Annotated in this window: 19 protein-coding genes and 1 pseudogene; 6 read left to right on the plus strand and 14 right to left on the minus strand. The window is 64.4% G+C overall.

What is annotated here, in order from left to right; all coding sequences use genetic code 11:
• Nucleotides 1–378 precede the first annotated feature (378 nt).
• A complete protein-coding gene (locus GKO32_RS17245) occupies nt 379–4,500 on the plus strand; it encodes an aggregation-promoting factor C-terminal-like domain-containing protein (RefSeq protein WP_154757907.1) in 4,122 nt (1,373 codons plus the stop codon).
• A 203-nt stretch (nt 4,501–4,703) separates the two neighbouring features.
• Here GKO32_RS17245 and GKO32_RS17250 read toward each other — a convergent pair whose 3' ends face one another.
• The 3 genes from GKO32_RS17250 to GKO32_RS38055 all read right to left on the minus strand — a co-directional run bounded on the left by GKO32_RS17250 (nt 4,704) and on the right by GKO32_RS38055 (nt 5,883).
• The gene (locus tag GKO32_RS17250; protein WP_154757908.1) at nt 4,704–4,961 is read right to left on the minus strand and encodes a hypothetical protein; all 258 of its coding nucleotides are present in this window, start codon (nt 4,959–4,961) and stop codon (nt 4,704–4,706) included.
• Between the two features lie 87 nt (nt 4,962–5,048).
• On the minus strand, nt 5,049–5,459 hold the full coding sequence (locus GKO32_RS39845; protein WP_166459622.1) for a helix-turn-helix domain-containing protein: 411 nt from the start codon (nt 5,457–5,459) through the stop codon (nt 5,049–5,051).
• 7 nt (nt 5,460–5,466) lie between these two features.
• Nucleotides 5,467–5,883 carry a helix-turn-helix domain-containing protein gene (locus GKO32_RS38055; protein WP_166459623.1) on the minus strand — a complete coding sequence of 139 codons (417 nt, stop codon included), beginning with the start codon at nt 5,881–5,883 and terminating at the stop codon, nt 5,467–5,469.
• A gap of 512 nt (nt 5,884–6,395) precedes the next feature.
• Between GKO32_RS38055 and GKO32_RS17260 the strand changes: the two genes are divergently transcribed.
• The 3 genes from GKO32_RS17260 (at nt 6,396) to GKO32_RS17270 (ending at nt 7,517) form a co-directional block, all read left to right on the plus strand.
• Complete coding sequence (locus GKO32_RS17260) at nt 6,396–6,611, plus strand: hypothetical protein (protein WP_154757910.1); 216 nt, start codon at nt 6,396–6,398, stop codon at nt 6,609–6,611.
• Between the two features lie 29 nt (nt 6,612–6,640).
• Nucleotides 6,641–7,156 carry a hypothetical protein gene (locus tag GKO32_RS17265; RefSeq protein ID WP_154757911.1) on the plus strand — a complete coding sequence of 172 codons (516 nt, stop codon included), beginning with the start codon at nt 6,641–6,643 and terminating at the stop codon, nt 7,154–7,156.
• Nucleotides 7,157–7,232: 76 nt separating this feature from the next.
• On the plus strand, nt 7,233–7,517 hold the full coding sequence (locus GKO32_RS17270) for a hypothetical protein (protein ID WP_154757912.1): 285 nt from the start codon (nt 7,233–7,235) through the stop codon (nt 7,515–7,517).
• 417 nt (nt 7,518–7,934) lie between these two features.
• Here GKO32_RS17270 and GKO32_RS17275 read toward each other — a convergent pair whose 3' ends face one another.
• The 4 genes from GKO32_RS17275 to GKO32_RS17290 all read right to left on the minus strand — a co-directional run bounded on the left by GKO32_RS17275 (nt 7,935) and on the right by GKO32_RS17290 (nt 10,346).
• A complete protein-coding gene (locus GKO32_RS17275) occupies nt 7,935–8,681 on the minus strand; it encodes a hypothetical protein (RefSeq protein ID WP_154757913.1) in 747 nt (248 codons plus the stop codon).
• A gap of 219 nt (nt 8,682–8,900) precedes the next feature.
• Nucleotides 8,901–9,578 (minus strand): SAM-dependent methyltransferase, encoded by a 678-nt coding sequence (locus GKO32_RS17280; protein ID WP_154757914.1) that lies wholly within the window; start codon nt 9,576–9,578, stop codon nt 8,901–8,903.
• A 13-nt stretch (nt 9,579–9,591) separates the two neighbouring features.
• On the minus strand, nt 9,592–10,059 hold the full coding sequence (locus GKO32_RS17285) for a glycine-rich domain-containing protein (RefSeq protein ID WP_154757915.1): 468 nt from the start codon (nt 10,057–10,059) through the stop codon (nt 9,592–9,594).
• Between the two features lie 80 nt (nt 10,060–10,139).
• Nucleotides 10,140–10,346, minus strand: coding sequence for a hypothetical protein (locus GKO32_RS17290; protein ID WP_154757916.1), 207 nt, complete (start codon nt 10,344–10,346; stop codon nt 10,140–10,142).
• 207 nt (nt 10,347–10,553) lie between these two features.
• On the opposite strand from GKO32_RS17290, the gene GKO32_RS17295 reads away from it, so the two are divergent.
• Entirely contained in the window at nt 10,554–11,675 is a 1,122-nt protein-coding gene (locus GKO32_RS17295; protein ID WP_166459624.1) for a helix-turn-helix domain-containing protein, read from the plus strand.
• An 8-nt stretch (nt 11,676–11,683) separates the two neighbouring features.
• Nucleotides 11,684–12,240, plus strand: a pseudogene (locus GKO32_RS17300) (HD domain-containing protein).
• 27 nt (nt 12,241–12,267) lie between these two features.
• On the opposite strand, the gene GKO32_RS17305 reads toward GKO32_RS17300, so the two are convergent.
• The 7 genes from GKO32_RS17305 to GKO32_RS17335 form a co-directional block, all read right to left on the minus strand.
• The gene (locus GKO32_RS17305; protein ID WP_166459625.1) at nt 12,268–12,720 is read right to left on the minus strand and encodes a helix-turn-helix domain-containing protein; all 453 of its coding nucleotides are present in this window, start codon (nt 12,718–12,720) and stop codon (nt 12,268–12,270) included.
• A gap of 194 nt (nt 12,721–12,914) precedes the next feature.
• Nucleotides 12,915–13,133: a hypothetical protein gene (locus GKO32_RS17310; protein WP_154757919.1), complete on the minus strand. Its 219-nt coding sequence runs from the start codon at nt 13,131–13,133 to the stop codon at nt 12,915–12,917.
• Nucleotides 13,133–13,531 carry a type II toxin-antitoxin system CcdA family antitoxin gene (locus tag GKO32_RS17315; RefSeq protein ID WP_154757920.1) on the minus strand — a complete coding sequence of 133 codons (399 nt, stop codon included), beginning with the start codon at nt 13,529–13,531 and terminating at the stop codon, nt 13,133–13,135. The genes GKO32_RS17310 and GKO32_RS17315 overlap by 1 nt, the downstream gene beginning before the upstream one ends.
• Nucleotides 13,532–13,799: 268 nt before the next feature.
• Entirely contained in the window at nt 13,800–13,967 is a 168-nt protein-coding gene (locus tag GKO32_RS17320; protein ID WP_154757921.1) for a hypothetical protein, read from the minus strand.
• A gap of 5 nt (nt 13,968–13,972) precedes the next feature.
• Nucleotides 13,973–14,257: a hypothetical protein gene (locus GKO32_RS17325; protein WP_154757922.1), complete on the minus strand. Its 285-nt coding sequence runs from the start codon at nt 14,255–14,257 to the stop codon at nt 13,973–13,975.
• Nucleotides 14,258–14,455: 198 nt separating this feature from the next.
• On the minus strand, nt 14,456–16,579 hold the full coding sequence (locus tag GKO32_RS40185) for an FtsK/SpoIIIE domain-containing protein (RefSeq protein WP_208024444.1): 2,124 nt from the start codon (nt 16,577–16,579) through the stop codon (nt 14,456–14,458).
• Entirely contained in the window at nt 16,576–17,763 is a 1,188-nt protein-coding gene (locus GKO32_RS17335; RefSeq protein ID WP_166459626.1) for a DUF2637 domain-containing protein, read from the minus strand. The genes GKO32_RS40185 and GKO32_RS17335 overlap by 4 nt, the downstream gene beginning before the upstream one ends.
• Nucleotides 17,764–17,798: the final 35 nt, after the last annotated feature.

Raw genomic sequence — 17,798 nt, forward strand, 5'->3', positions numbered from 1 at the left:
GGAAGGGTTGTTTCCGCTGCTCGCGGCATGTTCGGTGCCGTATCGGTGCCATCCTGGTTGCCATAACTGAAGACCTGTAGCCGCGACCGTGCCAACCGGTCGCGGCTTTCTCATGCCCCGTAAGACCCCACCGAAAACGGTGGGGTCTTTTTCAAGCTACGTCCCGGCGGACTGAACCACGACCAATCACCACGTGTCGGGCGTGACCTCATGGAGGCCGAAAGTGCTTCGAGGCCTCCTGGAGAACCGCCCGGAAGCATGTGATGCCTCATCAAATGCCCCTATTTCTAATGGTCCTGACCAGCAGGTTTTCGAGCCCGTATCACGTGATGTCACAGGATCTTCGGCCGCGTGGACCATCTACTGAAAGGAGCCGATATGCCCGAGGGTGTGGAGATCGGCAAGGCCTATGTGGTCGTCAACCTGGACGACCAGACCGCCGCTGACTATGACCGGATCAAGTCGAACCTTGAGCGTCGTGGTGATGTCACGATCAGGGCGAAGGTCGAGACCAGCGGCAAGGATCCGGTCGCACCGGTTCGGGAGAAGGTAAAGAAGTCCGCTCCGGTCGACATTTCGACCCGTGCGGACAATCCGATCGATGCAGCGTGGCGCAAGCAGGTTCAGGCGTCGATCCGGTCTATCTCGACGGATGCGTTGAAGATCCCTGTCACTCCGGAGACGGCGCAGTACCGGGCGCAGCTTGTGGCTGAGGTTACGAAGCTTCAGTCGCAGGTGAAGCAGCAGATCCCCGCGGATGTTGCGGAAGCGGCGAAGTTCCGGGCCTCGGTTGAGGCGTTGGCGAAGTCGACGCAGGAGCAGGCCAAGCTTCACATCCCAGTCGATGTGGACTCCGCTCCCGCGAAGCAGGCGTTCAAGGATGTCGCCGACTCTGCGGAGAAGGAATCGAACCGCGCTAAGTCGGCGGCGAACAGCGCCGCTCGCGGTTCTGCGACCGTGTTCGCGGCCATGTTCGCTGGCATGCCTGCCGCCGCAGCTACGGCGGGCGTTGCGACTACCGCCGCGTTGGCGGCTGTGCCTACCGCGTTCGTTGCTGCCGGTGCGGTGGCGTTGAAGGAGAACCGGCAGGTCGCGGATTCGTGGCGTGGTCTCGGGGCGAGTGTCAAGGAGGAGGCTGCGTCGTGGGCGCAGCCTCTCGCAGGACCGTTTGTGGAGTCGGCTGGTCAGATCCGGGGCACGCTGACGCAGTTGTCACCGCAGATCAGTAGTGCGTTCGCGAACTCCGCGCCCGCAGTCGGGATCTTGACGGGCGCGGTGGATGACTTCGCTGTACGGGCGATGCCAGGGCTCGTGCAGGCATCCGCGACCTCGACTCCAGCATTGCTGGGGATCCGTTCGGCGGCGGGCTCGGCCGGTGCTGGTGTCACTGACTTCTTCACCACAGTGTCGACAGGTGCGCAGGGGTCTCAGCAGATCCTCACCACCAGCGGGCACATCATCCAGGATTTCGAGGGTTTCGCTGGTTCCCTGTTCGCGAACCTCGCGAACAACGGAAACCCGACATTGCAAGCGTTCCGCACCGTGTTGCAGGAGGGTGAACAAACCCTTCTCACGCTGACCCAGAACGGGTCGTCGGTCTACAACTTTTTCCAGGGTGTGGGCAGCGGCGCGTCAGGTGCGTTGTCAGTGCTTCGTGGTGTGGCGTCGGTCGCTGCTGCGTTGCCGGCCCCGGTCACACAGTTCGGTGGTTCCCTCACCGCGACCGCGTTGTTGGCGCAACGGTTCGGGGTGAATGTCGGGGCGTCGTTCGACGGTATCGGCGGCAAGATCAAGAGCGCGTATCGGGAGGGGGACACCTTCGGGTCGAAGATCAAAGGTGTCGCTGGGGAAATTGGCCCGGCCCTGTTCAACCCCACGACGTTGGCTGTTTCTGGGGTTAGTGCGGCGTTGATGGTTCTGGGGCAGCAGGAGCAGCAAGAGGCGCAGGCCAAGGCCGCGAATACTCAGGTCACCAACGATTACGTGTCTGCGTTGCGTGCGTCTCAGGGGGCGATTGACGCGAATGTGCGGGCCTCGGTGGCGCGGGATTTGGCGCAGAAGGCGTCGGGTGGCTCGGGTAAGTCTGTGCTCGACTATGCCCAGCAGTTCGGGATCGCGTTGCCGCGGGTGACCGATGCCGTGTTGGGCAATAAGCAGGCCATGGATGAGATCAACGCCGTGCTGGAGAAGTACATCCAGCAGGGCGGTGAGGTTGGTTTGCAGGCTGCCGCGGAGAAAGCGGCAATTGTGAATAAGACTGGTCTTTTCCGTGATTCGACGCAGGCGCAGCAGGCGGAGGCTACGGCTGCGTCTGGGGTTGCGGCTGCGACAGCCAGCGCGACTGCGGCGTTCGTGTCGAATGCGGATGCGTTGGGGAAGCAGTTGGCGGTGGCGAATGCGCAGGCGTCGATCAGTGATCGGTTGTCGCAGGCGAATCAGCAGGCGGCGCAGGCTATGCAGTCGGTGGCGTCGGCGCAGCATTCGGCGGCCCAATCCGCGCAGGGGGTGGTGAACGCCCAGCATTCGGTGGAGCAGGCCCAGCGGGGTGTTACGTCGGCGAATGAGGCGGTGGCGAACGCGCAGCATTCGGTGACGCAGGCGCAGCGGTCGTATCGGGACGCGTTGGCGGGTGTCACGTCGGCGGAGCGGTCGTACACACAAGCCCAGGACGAGGCCCGCACGGCCCAACTCGATTTGAACCGGGCCCGGGAACAGGCGATCCAGGACTTGAAGGACCTGCACCTGCAAATGGCCGACCAGGTGGTGTCGGTGGGACAGGCGCAGCTGGGCTTGTTTGATGCGCAGCAGAACGCCGCAGGTAAGGGCATCACCCTGGCGAATGCTGAGGCGGTTTCGCAGGAGCAGGTGACGGCGGCGAACGAAGAGCGGATCAAGGTCGCCCTGGATCTGCTGGCCGCGCAGAACCAGCTCAACGACGCCCAGAACCAGAACACGAAGCTTCAGAAGCAGGTCGCGGACGCGGACGCTGCTGGGGTGGAAGGTTCGTCGTCGGTCATCGGCGCGAAGAAGGCGTTAGCGGAGGCGAATGACCAGGTCACCTCGGCCGCCGACGCGGTGACGGCGGCGCAGCAGCAGGTCACTGAGGCGAACTGGGGTTTGCAGCAAGCCGACATCGCGTTGCGGAACGCCCACCAGGGCGTCAAGGACGCGGCCTGGTCGTTGCAGCAGGCCCAATTGGGGGTGCGGGATGCGCAGTGGTCCCAAACTCAGGCGTCGTGGCAGTTGCGGGGCGCGCAGGATCAGTTGACGACCGCCTACAACGCGTCGTCTACCTCGATGGATGTGAATACTGCTGCGGGGCGCCAAAACCTGGGTGCCTTGGTGGCGTTGTGGGGCGCGATCAAGGATCAGGGAGGCCCTGTCCAGGAGCAGTACAAGAAGCTCATCGACGATACGGCTGCCGCGTTTGGTTGGTCGACGCAGCAGGCCCAGGCGTTCCTGGAGAAGGAAAACCTGATCCCGAAGGACTTCAGGTACTCGGTCACCGCGGTTGCCCAGGCCAACTTTGACGACCTGAACCGGGTTTACAACGACAAGTTCGGTGGACGGATCGGGCCTGTCTCCCAGAACGTGGCTCACGCGTTCGCGACCGGCGGTCTCTTCCGAGGTGTCGGTGGCCCCCGGGAAGATGCGAACCTCGCGTGGCTATCGGACCAGGAGTTCGTGCAACCCGCTGACGCGGTGGACCACTACGGGGTCGGTTTCATGGAGGCGGTGCGCACGAAGCGGTTCCCGAAGGGTGGGGATGGGGCTTCGCTGCCGGGGTTCGCACGCGGCGGGTTGTACGAGTCGGAGAACGTGAACTACTTCCTGTCGGGTGCTGGCACCGCTTACCAGTCGGCGGTGAACACTCTGGACGCCATGGCGTTTCCGCATCCGCCCGGTCTGCCGGCGTATGTCGCACCCGCCGCAGCCGCCGCGTTCGGCAACGTCTCCGTGTCCGCGGCTCGGGGCTCGAACCGGGACATCGTGCTCAATACCTGGCGCCAGTTCGGATGGACCTCACCGGAACAGGTCAACGCCACCGACTACCTGTTGATGCGGGAGTCCAGCTACAACAACGTGGCCCAGAACCCGACGAGCACAGCCTATGGAATGTTCCAGTTTCTGAACTCGACGTGGGGCGGCTACGGGGTTCCCAAGACCTCGGATCCGGCGTTGCAGGCCCTAGCGGGTGGCCGGTACATCCAGTCCCGTTACGGGGATCCGATCGGTGCCGCCGCGCACGAGCGGGCGTTCAACTGGTACGACCAGGGCGGCTACATGCTGCACAACCCCGGCCTGAACACCACTGGGAGACCGGAGATGGTGTTGCCGCCGGGGTTGACCGAGACGTTGACGGCGTTGAATGAGGCGTTCCAGTCGGGTCGCGTTGGCGGGTCAGGTGGCGTGTCGGTGGTGAACAACGTCCACGCCAGGAGCGATGCGGACGAGATCGCGGAAAAGATCACTCGCGAAATCACGTGGGCGTTGCGGTGATGTCGAGCGACTGTTGAGGGATGCGCGGCTCAGCGACAATATCGGCACCCACAACAAGTTGCAGCGTCGAGCCCCCGGCTCTTTCCACTTTCGGAGAGAGCCGGGGGCCCCTTTTTCGTGCTCCAGCATGTGATCGAGCGATCTGACGCAGCCACCCGCGCACAGCAGGGGAAAGGTCCACGCCATCGTCGATCAACTATCTTTTATGCCCGGTAGTAGTCGGGATACAGCTCGGCCGGTCGGTCTTCGTCGTCGGGTACTGAGGTCAAGAAGACGTGGACGCCCATTGTCATGGCTGCATTCTTCTCCATGCCGAACCACACGTCGGCGACTCGGTAACGCTGCCCGTTGCTCCAGATGAGGCCCGTGCCGGCTGTTGGGTAGTAGCCGCCGGGATGGGTCTCGGTCCACTTCTCCTGATTGTCGATGTAGTAGGTGATGGGCATCTGGTCTTCGCTCATGTACGACCCATCCCCCAAGCGGCCTCGCGTGTTACGGCCGAGCACATCGGGTGACTGAAATAGTATCCAGCTTGAAGCCAACGCTGATCAAGCACCTTCGAGCCAGCGGATGATCTCGCTTCGGGAGACCACAATGTACTTGCCAGCCTTACGAGCCGTGATCTCCCCCTCCGTGATCATGCGGCGAACGGTCCACTCCTGGACACCCAGGAGACGCGCCGCCTCGGGGATGCGGTAGGCAAGCCGGTCATCAGCCGCAGAGGCCTGGGCAGTCTTTTGCGCGTAGCCTTCCTGCTGCGGCTTCGATGCTCCACTGCTTTCGTGGGCTCGCGTGGCTTCTGTATCCGTGGCCGATTTGCCCTCCGCAGCGCCGATGGAAGCGGGCACAACCTCTTGAACGAGGCGAAACAAGGCGATCGCGAACTGCTCGCCGGCAACCCTGACAGCGATAGGAACATCGACGAGGTGCGACTGTTGGCGCCTCTGCTTTCCGGTCACCGGTGTCCTAAGCGCGTCGATTCGGACTGTTGTCACTGCGGTGTCGTCGGTCAGTGATGTCTCGGCAGCCGCAGGCTTTCGCGCCGTCGCTGTGCTCGATCCACGCATCCACGGCATTCCGCTTGACCTGCCACCGGCCACCACGCCGGTTTTGGTGTCCGTGCAATTCTCCCGACCCCAGTGCTTTCAGAACGGTGATGTGGTTGCGCCGCGCATGTTTCGCCGCCTCAAGCGCCGTCAGCCATTTGTTGCTGGCGTCGGCCGGGAACGCAGCGGCCGGAGAAGCTGCCGTCACATCGGCCGATGTTGGCGGGTTTGTCGGTTTTTCCAGGTAGTCGACCAAGCTGGTGATGAAGTCACCAAAGGCTGCGACGAGCCGGTCGCCAGCCTCTGAGAGTTCCGGGGTAGTTGTTACTCGCCGCACGGGTGCTGTCTTACTGGAACACCAGCGGTCGCTCTCGTTGAAGCGAAGGGCAACACTCGTCAGTGGTCGTGTCCCACCCTTCTGAGGGCACTCACGAGGGTGACGAACAGACTCAACCACCTAGCCCACCCATCGAACGTATGTTCTACTGATGGGGTCGGGTGAAGGGGGAAGCCCCGCCCGACTCGTTCGTCAAAGGAGTGCTGATCATGACCACGCCACCACGGCCCCGCAACGTTGTTGAATGGCTCGAGGAAGGCCGGGACGTGCTGGAACACATGCGGGAAGAGGTCCAGCTCCGAACCAGCGCGGGCACCCCTCGCGAAGCAGCTGGTGAAGCTGGACCAGGCGCGTAGGTAGCCGCTCCGGTCGCAGCGACGCCCGCTCGACTCGCCGGTATAGGCGGGACTCGGGCGGGGGCTTTTTTGCCCTGGGGGTAAGGCGCGGGCTGTCCTGAGTTTCCCTTGCTGTATATGTTGGAATTGTCCAACACTGCTGGTAGGGTACATGACATGACAGGGAAGCCCCTCCACAAAGAGATCCGCAAGGCCATCGACGAGGCCACGGACCTGGGCTTCAAGGTCGAACCCAAGAGCGGACACACCTACGCGTGGATCATCTGTAGCAGCTGCGGGCAGCACGTTCAGGTGTTCTCCACGGGAAGAAACCCCGAGAACGGCGCCAAGGTCATCAGGCGTTTCGTCGCCAAGCACCGCGACCACAACTGAACCCGAGACACGACCACAAGGAGGTCACCATGCAGTATGAATTCGCGCTGGTCGTTGACCGGGACGCCAGCGAAGACCCGCACGCCGAGACCCTGTTCGAGCTCGGTGAAGGCGATTACGTACCCGAGGGTGGCCCGCTGGGCAATGTCGTGCATGTTGCGCAGGACGCCGCGACCCTCGCCGCCGCGATCATCGCCGCGATCCACCTCGTCGAAAAGGCCGGTGTCAAGGTCGCTGGGGTCCAATCGGACGACCTGGCGACGTTGCAGGACATCGCCAACCGGACAGGTCGAAGCCACGAGTCCGTGCGGCTGCTGGCGGCCGGGAAACGTGGCCCCGGCAGCTTCCCCGGCCCGTCGCTGCCAGGGAAGCCGGCGTTCTACTCGTGGGTTGAGGTCACCGAGTGGTTCGCTGACAACTACGGCACCGAGACCGGGGACACCTACGACCGGGAGCTAGCTGCGGCCGACCACCTCGTGCGTGCTCGAAAGCTGTTGGCCGGCGACAAGCACCGGGCTGAGATGGCGCAGCTCGTAGACGCGTAGAAGGGCCCTGTGATGACCGAAGTCGTCCGGAAGATGCCCTGCCCACCCGGGCGGGGACGAGTTCCGGGAGACCAAGATGCACTACGAAATCCTTGCCACGGCGACGGGCGGGGACGGTGAGTGGCGGGGCGTGCTCGTCGTGCGACGCGAGCCCTGGTGGACACACGCCGTCTTCATGGCCGCCGATCGTCTGTGCGCGCTCACCTTTCACCGCATCGGCTGCAACCGCCTGGTGACACCGGTGTCCGAGTGGGCGGACAAGTTCACCGAGGAATGGAAGGTTCCCGTTTCTCTCGAAACGTCCGCTGGCTTGCGTCGTTGGCAAGGCCGAGAGGTGTGGTGGGAGGACACCGACGAGTAGCGGACGAACGTTGGCGACCCGCCGGTACCCCGCTTGGGCGGGGCTCACCGGCGGGTCGCGCTCGTCGTGGTCGAGACATCGCGGTCGTTGCGCTGCGCGTTCGGGCACCGCCTCGGCACCGAACCTCTCCTGAACAGGCATGACGTAGCGGTCATCTGATTGTCGATCAGCGGGTTAAACTGTCTGTGGTTGCGTTGGAGCACTCCGGACATCGCTGGCCGATGCCCGGCGGCCACGTGTTGGTATCGGTAACCATCCTCATGTCTCGGCCACAGAGCGAGCGCGTTGTCCCCGCAGGCACCGCATGTGCGGGCCCGGCCGGCATGATGCCGACATCCTTGATCGTCTTACGTCGGCGGACAGGTGCGCGATCGGCGGCGTATTCGTGGCCGACTCTAAGGTCCATCTGGTACGCCTTCAATCTTCAGATAGCGGATGTTGAGGTGTGACTAGCTCTGCTTCGCCCCAAAGCTGCTCGTAGCGTTTGCGATAGATGTTCATCACCTTCTCCTCGGGGGCGATCACGGTCGTCAGATGTTTGCCAACGCCGTTGATAGACGAGCCAAGCAGCTGAACTTGACCATCGGGTGATATGACGCACCGGTCATGCATTTCTGGGTTCGCGGTGTGCCGGATCTCGAGCTCGTTAGCGTTTGGAATCGTCGCGAGAGCTATCGACATGGCAGCCAAGTCGCCCTTGGCCGTCCGATGTCGAGACGAAACGAGGACTCGACGCATCGTTGTCGCGCTCAGGAGCCATTGGATCGACTCGACCTTGAAGTAACCGTCAACGAGCAGGCCGGCCCCAGCCCGCGCTACGACCCCAGTGAGGTTGACCCACGCAAGTGGATCGGTTGGCTCCAACACCACGTCGGCAACCGTTGGTTCAGGAAGATCTTCGGGACGTTCAGCCTCAACAGCCCGCAGGAGCTTCCTGCCGAGTGGCGTGATCCGTATCCGGAAATCATCCGACTGCTCCACCCAGAGCATCTTTTCGAGGTAGCCGACAACGAGGTCGGCGTCCAAAACCGGCGTGTGTCGGATCAGTGCGGCTACACCAGGCACGCTAAACCCCTGATATCCGTACACGGCGGGCCGCGGCGGGCTTGTTGTCGCGAACTGGTCAACCTCAGTTCGCCTCGGTTCGTGCCCCTGGTCGTTCATCAGTCGAACGTATGAGAGGGCGCGATGTACGTGTTCCGGGATCAGCTCCACAACCCCACAGCTTGCACTACTTCGTGGTTGATCACGAAGCTTCAGCGTCCCACCACTTGATGCCTGATCAAATGGCAGCCGAATTCTGGGCTCTGACCAGCGGGTATTGGTCGCCGTCTCACGTGATCACACGAAAGCTGTAGTGACTAATTGTGTCCGTGTGACTACTCATTGAGCATTGCGTGCTTGGGCTAGTAAGGTGCCCGCCGTCTGCTGCTGGCCGCCGGGGCTTGGGACGACGTGCGCCGCGGCATCGACGAACCCGTTATCGGCGAGGAGGTCGATCCAGGCGTCCGCGGTGTAGTCCCAGCGGCGAATGACGAAAGGTTCCTGCCCGTCGCCACGCTGGATCAGCCCCGACTGGCATCCGTAGCAGCCCTCGATGGGTGGCCGGTGCGAGAACACCAGCCGGCCTCCGGGGGTGAGCCGGTCGCGTATGGCGGGAAGTAGAATCCTGGGATCGACAAACCACATGGCCCCAAAAACGGAGTAGATCGCGTCAAACTGCTGCTGCCCGCGGCGCAGAAACTCCAGCGCGTCCGCTTCCAGCAGTGTTAGGGCTGGCACCTGCCTCCACCGTTCCCGGGCCGCGTCGAGTTGAGCGGGGGAGATATCGATGCCCGTCGCGTGGACACCACAAGCTGCGAGATGGGCGATGTTGCCGCCTTTGCCGCACCCGAGTTCGAGGATGCGTGCCCCCGGTTGTGGCGCGAGGAGTTCTTCCCCTGGCCCGTAATCGGGGTGCTGGGTCCAGTTGAACCACGTGGTGTTGCCGGCGGCGTTGGTAGTCCGTCTCGATGGCTTGGTGCGGGAGTAGGTGTCCCACGCGACGGCTAGATCGGTCATGGCAGACAGGGCGTCACTTCTTCTTCGGGCTGTCCGAGCATCCCTGGTGGCACTGGTGGCAGTCCTGCTTGCACTCGGCATGGACGCCGGGCCACAGGTCGAGGTCCACGCTGTAGCCGGCGGCCTCGATGGCTGCCAGGGTCCGCCGCCGCGTCTCGCTGATCTCGCCACGGTCAAGAGTGGCCGGTTCGGTTGGTTCGTGATGCAGGAACCGGCCCGCGACATCCTGGCAGAACAGGGCGTAGGCACGGGTGTGGAGCAGGAACGTGTGCCACCCGATGTCAACGAGTGGGCTGGGCGCTAGGGGTTCGCCGTGGTCCCTGGCGCATGCCGCGAGGAATGCGAGTGCCTGATCCATGACGCGGGTAGCGAGCGGTCGAGTCATGTCTTCGTCGCGCACGATCCGGTCGACAAGGCGATCGAACAGTTCCGCGTTGATCAGTGAGTGGCTGGGCCGGGCCTGGTTTATAGCGGTGGGCATGGCTCTCCTTCATCTTTTGTGACCGATATGAGGACCCGGTCGGCGACGATGGGTCGGGGCGGCCGTCGCCGACCGGGCGTTTAGGGGCGTGGGGATCGAGCGAGGCAGGCTTCGCAGGGCATGCCGCCCACGGTGTCGAGTAGTTCGAGTTGGTGCGGGCCGAATGCGGCACCGCAGTAGGCGGTGATGGTGTCTGGGGTCGTGGGCTCGGGAAACAGGTGCGCCACCCGCCGGGTTTCGCCGACTGTGCCGGGAAGGGGGCGGGCGATGAACAACCAGGCGCTCATCGTCGGTAGACCTTCGGCCAGCCGTTCGCCTGGTTCATCACGACGATTACGCGCTGTGCCGTGTGGTGGTGCTTTGCCCCTGCCTTCCACCGTTCGATCACTCGCCGTAATTGCATGGGAACACGTTAGAATCGCGCCGGTTTCGACAGAACGGACCAGCAGTACGAGTTGCGGCGGACCTCAACGGCGATGGGCGGGGCGGCACCGATGGGCAAGGCACCGCGAACACCGACTGGCAGTCAGGGTTCACGCTGCCTCGGGATCATCGCGGGGTTTGTGCTCAAGCTTGGCCGCCAATCCGCTGGGGTGACCCAGGAGCAGTTGGCTGAGGCTGCGGGAGTGGACACCACGACGGTTCAGGGTTGGGAGTCTGGGCGGCGTCCGCTTGCCGCGATGCAGATAGGCGACTTCGTCCGTCTCCGCGCCACCCTCACCCGTCTCGGTGCACCCGCGGCTGTCGGATGGCACCTGAATGAGGCGATCGAGGCGGACCTAGTGCTCGCCGCTGCGGTTGACGCCAGCAACCGGTGGATTGCCCCGCATCAGCATCCGCTGGCCGCGAACGTGCACCGCCGGTCCCTCACCAACCTGATCACCTGGCCTATCACGGGCGCGATGCCTGCCCAGCTGCGTTCCCTCGCGTCGACAGGTCGTCGCCGGGGCCCGGTCGCGACCCGCCCCGTGCTCTACTCCGACGAGCAAGCCAGGTTCTTCGAGCACATGCTCACCCTCACCGAGCAAAGCACGACACCCGAGTCTGCGCTTCTCCGGCGTCAAGCCGTGTACCTCCTCGGGTTCGACGGAAGCGCCGACACCCGTGAATGGCTGCGCAGTGAATGGCGACGCGCCAGCCAACGCCGTGTCGCCGACAACGACGTACCTCGGCTGCTAGAAGCCCGTTCAGCGTCGGTTGCGCTCGCCACCCTCGGCGAACGCGACGTTCTCGACGGCTTCACCGCCCGCCTGTCGGACCACCCCCGACCCGAGGCAGCGAACCTAAACTACTGGGCCTACTGGATCGGCGAACTTCGCGACGATCAGGTCGACGACCAGTTCATGCTCGACACCGATCCCGGCTCCTGGGGTGGTGTCAACCTTGTTCAGCACCTGACCCAGCGGGTCGACCCCGCGTCGCCGCATCTGGCACTCAACCTCCACACGCTGTGCGCCTTGATAGCCTCGCGGCCGTCGCTGCTGACCGACTGGCCCCACCTCCGTGCACCGCTCGCGCAGGCCGTGGAGGCCGGACTGTCCAGTAACGGCCTCGCCCGCGTCGAGCGCGACCAGTTCGCCGGGCTGCACTACGCCTTACGTATCGCCGACCGCTAGGAGAACAGGTGTCCGACGCCAACGCCATCGCCGCCTTCGCGTACGAGCTGGGCATTCTGAAGCGGATCCGCCGCGCCGGGTGGTGGCAGGTCGGTGTGCGGGACCCCGATCGGTTGCGGAGCACTCGCTGCGCGCCGCGCAGTTGGCCAGCCTACTGGCCGCCGAGGAAGGCGCCGACCCAGCACGTGCCGCGTACCTGGCGATCTGGCACGACTCGCAGGAAACCCGGACCGGCGACCTGCCGCACACCGTGAAGCCCTACCTGACCAAGCCCGATCCCGAGCAGATCACCGTGGATCAGACTGCGGACCTACCGACGGCGGCCGGCGGGTCAGTTCGGTCAGCGGTCGCCGAGTATGAGGCGAAGGAAACGATCGAGGCCCGATGCGCCCGGGACGCCGACAAGCTCGAAATGCTGCTGCAAGCCGTCGAATACCGCGAAGTTGGTGTACAGCGGGTGCAGGGGTGGATCGATAGTGCGCTGAAAGGTCTCACGACTAACACAGCCAGGCGAGTGGCCGAGGCAGCAGTTCACCTCTCGCCACTCGCCTGGCGTGAGCGTTGACGATGACCCCGGCATCGCTGCGGGGAGTCAGACGGCCTTCCTTTCGCAGCTGTCCAGCAGTCGCTCGATCTCTGAGCGGGGAATGATGTAAGACCGGCCGATCTTGCGGTGTGCTAGTTCACCGTTCTTGATCAAAGCTAGGACTGCCCTGGGTGAAACTCCGAGGGTTTCGGCGGCTTGGTGGGAGTTGAACGCCAACCGCTCAACTGTGGGCTTGTCGACCTCATCCACCGGGTGTATGGGATTCACCAGTTGCGGCAGGTCCTCCGCTGTGACCCCTTCGGGGAGTTCGAGAAACGAGGCTGCTGGCACATCCAAGACAGACGCGATCCGGTTGGCCAGCTCGATCGAGAGGCCGCCGGCTTGACATTCGACGTTGCGGAGGTGGTGCGCCTTCGCTCCGACGAGGGTTGCCAGTTCGGCCACTTTCAGACCCCGGTTCTTGCGGGTTTGGCGGAGGTGCACAGTTGCTTTCGGCATGGTCGAACCGTAGGCACCTGTGGCGAGAGTTCGCACGGCTTCCGAGCTATCCGAACGGCCAGTTGGCTGCCACAGCGTCCACATCCACCGAGTTACGACGCGACCGACATCCGGCACTGCGGCGCACTCGTTAGTGCCCGGCAAGATGTCGGTCGCGGACCAGACGGCCGCTGAGCCGCTGGATTGGTCAGGACCTACCCCAGGTTGTCCAGATCGATCGGCTTGACCTTTTCGTCACGCAGCCTCCGCAGCCGCGACTGTAGAAGGCGTTCCTCCTCCTGCTTGCGCCTGACCTGCGCGGCAGTGGGCTTGCTCGCCCTCTCCAGCACCAGCCGACGTTCCTCCTGGTTGCGCAGCATCGCCTCACGCTTCACTGCGTTGATGCGCTGCCAGTCCTCATCGCTGATCGCCATCAGATGTCCAACTCGACAAAGTGGTTATTGCCCAAGGCGTTCGCAACGGACTGCACCAACTCGTCGTTGTCGGTGCAGTCTTTTGCGAAGTCACTGAACTCGTCGTAGACAAACATCTTCGAACGCCCGTGGTCGAGCACCGCAATGCGCCCGTTCTTGGTCAGGAACACATCGGTGTCGTGGTCGAGGTCCATTGCGATCTGCGTACCCGTGAATGCCTTCGGGATGTCGTCGTCGACGAACTCGATCCGTGACATACCCGCTTGCAGTTCGGATGCCCTGGCCTGCCGCTGCAACTCCTGCTGGAGCGCTTGCTGACACACGGGCGAGACAGAGATGTTGGCCGCCTTCACCTGCTGCTCCAGCTCGTCGGGCAGGTACACGTTGATCTTCCCCATTGGATGTCCCTTCACGTCGGGGGTTATAACCCTAACTATAACCCCTCGGTCTGAGGCTTGCAACCAGGCCGTCATTCCGACCCGGCAAACAGGCGACGCCGACGCCCTCGGCCACCGCAGCGTCGACAGTTGCGGTACGCCTTCCCGGATGGCGACCGGAACTTCCCCGTGCCCTTGCAGTTGCGGCACGCCGCGTAGGGGTAGATGCGGCAGGACACGACGTAGGCGAGGAACGCCACGATTCCACCAACGACCCACTCTGCGGTGTTCATCGCCGGCCCTGCTTCGCGTCCCGCTTCATCGCCCGATTACACCGCGGGCAGACACCCCAGAAGATCCACGGCTTCCCGGATCCTTTCTCGGGGAACGAGATCCCGCAGAACGTGTACACCATCCCGTTCGTGATTTCCCGTGCAGCGTGCGTGTTCTTCGACATGACATCTACCGCCGGATTCCGCGCTGGATCCGGTCGGCGTAGTCGTCAACGTTCTTGCACGCCCTGACGGCTTCCCGTTTCGCCTCCGCGGTGTGCGGACGGTAGCTCTTGACGTTGCCGTCGTTGTCGCATTCGGCGGTGTACTCGACGCCGCGGGCCTTCTCCTGGCGGCTCAAACCTCCACCGCTCGGAGACTTCCCGGTTGTGGTGTCACAGGACTGCGTGCCTTGCGAACCGGCCGCCAGGACCCCGGTCAACGCGACCGTCGACACCCACTTGCCACCCAACATTTTCCCTTCTCCCTTCACTTTCTGTGACGTGTTGTTGTTGGTGGAAGCCAAGGTGAGTGGAGCGGAGAAGGTGAAAACCCACCAACACCACCCACCTTGGCCAGTCACCCATGTTGAGCTGCGTAAACGTGCGGAAGGTGAGCGAGGTGAATCGGGTGACCACTGCTGCGTGAGGCCCCTGGGAAGCGGCTTTTCTGCCTAGTCGTCGTCATCGCTCACCTCCCTCTCGGCGAGCGCGTGACGGACACGTTCCGTGCGCACCATCGGATAGCCGCCCTGGCTTCCCCGTTTCACCCCGAGCGCTTCGAGCTGCGCCACCAGCGATTCACCGGTCAGTTCCCGATAGGGCGCGTAGCCGGGGGCGTGCTGCCGCAGGCGGCGCGGCACATCCGCGGCCCGAGCGTCCTTCCCGCCGAGCACCTGATCCACGTCAGTGAGCAAGTCCCGCTCGTCTGGGCTCGTGTCGGCCGTGTCGACCGCGCCACGCAACTGTTTCGCCTGGTCGGCGACCTCGACCGCGTCCTTGCCGCCGATGTAGTGGGTGCGCACCGTCTCCGACGTTTGGCCCTGCTGCGTCGGAACACCCATGCCGGTGACCACGACCGTGCCCTTGTGCTCCTGCTTCAACTCGTGCGGGGCGGCACCGTCGTTCACGGCGTTGTCGCCCAGCGCCATCCGCGACTGCGACTCGCTACCCAGCTTCAGACCAGCGCGGATGTGCGCGCCCTCCCGGACCAGCTTCGGCAGGTTCTGGTCCGTGGGGTCCTGGGTTCCGTCCCACAGCAGCACGTTCACCGCACGCCCCTGGTTGTGGACCTTGCGGGCGGCGTTGAAGTAGCGACTGGTGTTGGACTTCCCGCCGTAGGGCTTCTTGTGCTCGTCCTTCTCCGGGCACATGAACGCGACCTGTTCTTCGTCCACGATCACGACGATGGGGTGGTATCCGGGCAGGCCAGGCGGCACACCGTCCGGGTGCTGCTCGGGGTCGAACCCCACCATGCGGCGTTCCATCTCATCGACCGCCGCTTCCAACATCTCGGTAGCCGAGATCACGTGCTCGTCGGTGGGGCCTTCGATGAGCACGGTCGCCAAGCCCTGGAACATGTGCCAGTCCCCGAGGCCCTTCAAATCGGCGATTCGGAACTCCACGGTCGGGTCGAACGCCAGCCACAACGCCAGGGCGCGCAACGCGGCGGTCTTGCCCATGTTGGACAGGCCCGTGATGAGCAGGTGCTTTTGCCACAGGTTCAGACCGATCGGGTCGTCTCGCAGGTTCTTGCCCCACGGTGCCCGGTCGCGGAACATGCTGACCCGCGTCGGCGGTTCGGTGACCAGCGGAGACGGTTCGATCGGCTCATCCAGCGCACCCGAGTCCGCGATCCACAACAGGACACTGCGGGCACGCTTCGGGATCGTGATGAACAGCTCGTGTTCGTGCCGGCCCATGTTCTCCGCGAGGCGTTTCCGCCGCTTCTGGATGTCCTCTGTGGAGATGCTGGAGGGCAGCTGTACCTGCACTTCCACGCCCGGACCAGCCAGGGTGATGGGGGACAACATGCCCGCGCCCGCGTCGTCCATCGCGTCGATCAGCTTCCGCAGCTGCGACATCCCCAGATCACGCAATGCCTTCACCACGATGGACGGGGTAACGACCTCGGTGTCCTGCTTCCGCTCGTCCGCGGTCATCAACCAGGTCGGTGGGGTGCCGCGACGTTTCCCTTCCCGGTACGCGCCCCACGAGATCAGGAACGGCAAGGCAATCAAGAACGGGGTCCACGCGATCGCGATCGCGGAGATGATCCACCCGAACACATCCAGCACCCCGAGTACGACCGCCCCGAACTGGCCCCCGGTCAGCTGCGCAACCAGACCGGACACGAGCACGATGACGACCAGAGCGGCGACGCTGCCGACGCCGACCAGCGCGAAGCCCAGCGCGATCTTAGGGACTTCCTTGATGCGCTGGAACCGACGCTGGACGGCGGCCTCTTTGCGGTCCAGCCAGTCGGTCAGGGCTTCCCGGTCGCCCCGGAGTTCGGCGGCTGTGATCTGCCTTCGGTAGACGCCCATGGTGGTCGCGTCCCAGATGCGCACCGCCCACGACCGGTAGCCCGCGCCGACCGTGTACAGCTGCCGACCGGTCTTGCGGACAACGAACTGGGTGCGGTCGTCCTTGGCGACCCGCACCACGGTTCCGCCCACACGACGCACCAGCGCGGCGGGTGGCCGGCGGGCGGGTAGCCCTGCGGCGTGGTTGAAACGGTCGGATTCACCGTCGTGGTCGTCGTCGACCAGTTCACCGACGATCGGATGGGTCGTCACTGGTCAGCCCCCGCTTCCGATGGTTGGGGCTGCAACCGGTCGAGCAGTCGGGAGGCCCGACCGGATCCGACCGACAGGGCCTTCATCACGGCGGTCCGGGACGGCAGTTCACCCCCGACCGGTCGGGGCATTTCACGTAACTGGTCGAGGAGTTCATCGTCGGACCGGTCGGCCCGACCGGTCGACTTTTTCCGCCTCGACCGGTCGGGCCTCGGTCGGGGTTTCGCACCCCCGACCGGTCGGGGTTTCAGTGGGGCGACCGGTCGGGCATCGGTCGCCCCGACCGGTCCGACCGACTGGGCACCGCCAAGGGCGTCGATTGAACCGACCCCGTTGGCGTCGGTCGGCCCGACCGGTCGGGCCTCCTCGACATCGACCGGTCGGGCCTCGGTCAGGGTTTCGGGCGGCCGACCGGTCGGCGTGTCCGACCGGTCACCGCCAGGGGTACGGATAGCCTCCGTACCCTTCTCGTCCTCGGGTTCCTGCCGGTCAGGAGCGGCGGGCGTGGAGTTCGTCGGGGCCTCCGCTACCTCGGCGTCACGCCCATCCGCGCTCGGTGCGCTGAACTGCGGTTTTCCCGGAGGCCCATCGTGTTTCCGCAGGTCAACACCGACGACCGGCTTTTCCGTGTCTGGATGCTTGCCTGCGGCTTGAGGAGCGGCAGGTACCGGGCTCTGCCTGGTACCTGAACCGGGCTCTGCCTGGTCCAGTCCAACCGGCTGCTCGCCGCCAGGGGTGCGGCAGATCGCCGTACCCTTCTCGTCCTGCCCCTGGTCCAGCTCAACCATTGGGCTCTGCCCAACAGTGGCCGCGTCGGGAGCGGTGACTGCCTGCCGGTCGCTGACCATCGCCGCCACCAGATGCACGGTGGTGACCAGTACGACCGGGGGCACCATCGCCACCACGGCGACCAGCCACCACGGCGGCACCACCTGGTAGGCCCTCAGGTAATGGTCGGTCGCGTTGCCGAGCACAGACAGCACGAGTGTGCCGACCGCGATCCTGCGGGCCTCCACGACCACCTCAGAGGACACCCGCGCCAACCACACGCGGGTCGCCACCACAGCCGCCGCATCCAACGCCACCGGGAACAACCAAGCGAGGTTGCGGTGAGTGCCGCACACGATCGCCAAGTCCGTCAGCGACGTGAACGACAACACCGCTGCGCCAGTCGCGACGGCCAACAATCCAAGCCAAGTCAGCACGCCGACACGTGGGC

The sequence above is a fragment of the Amycolatopsis pithecellobii genome (genome assembly GCF_009707865.1).
GTDB classification, from domain to species: Bacteria; Actinomycetota; Actinomycetes; order Mycobacteriales; family Pseudonocardiaceae; genus Amycolatopsis_E; species Amycolatopsis_E pithecellobii.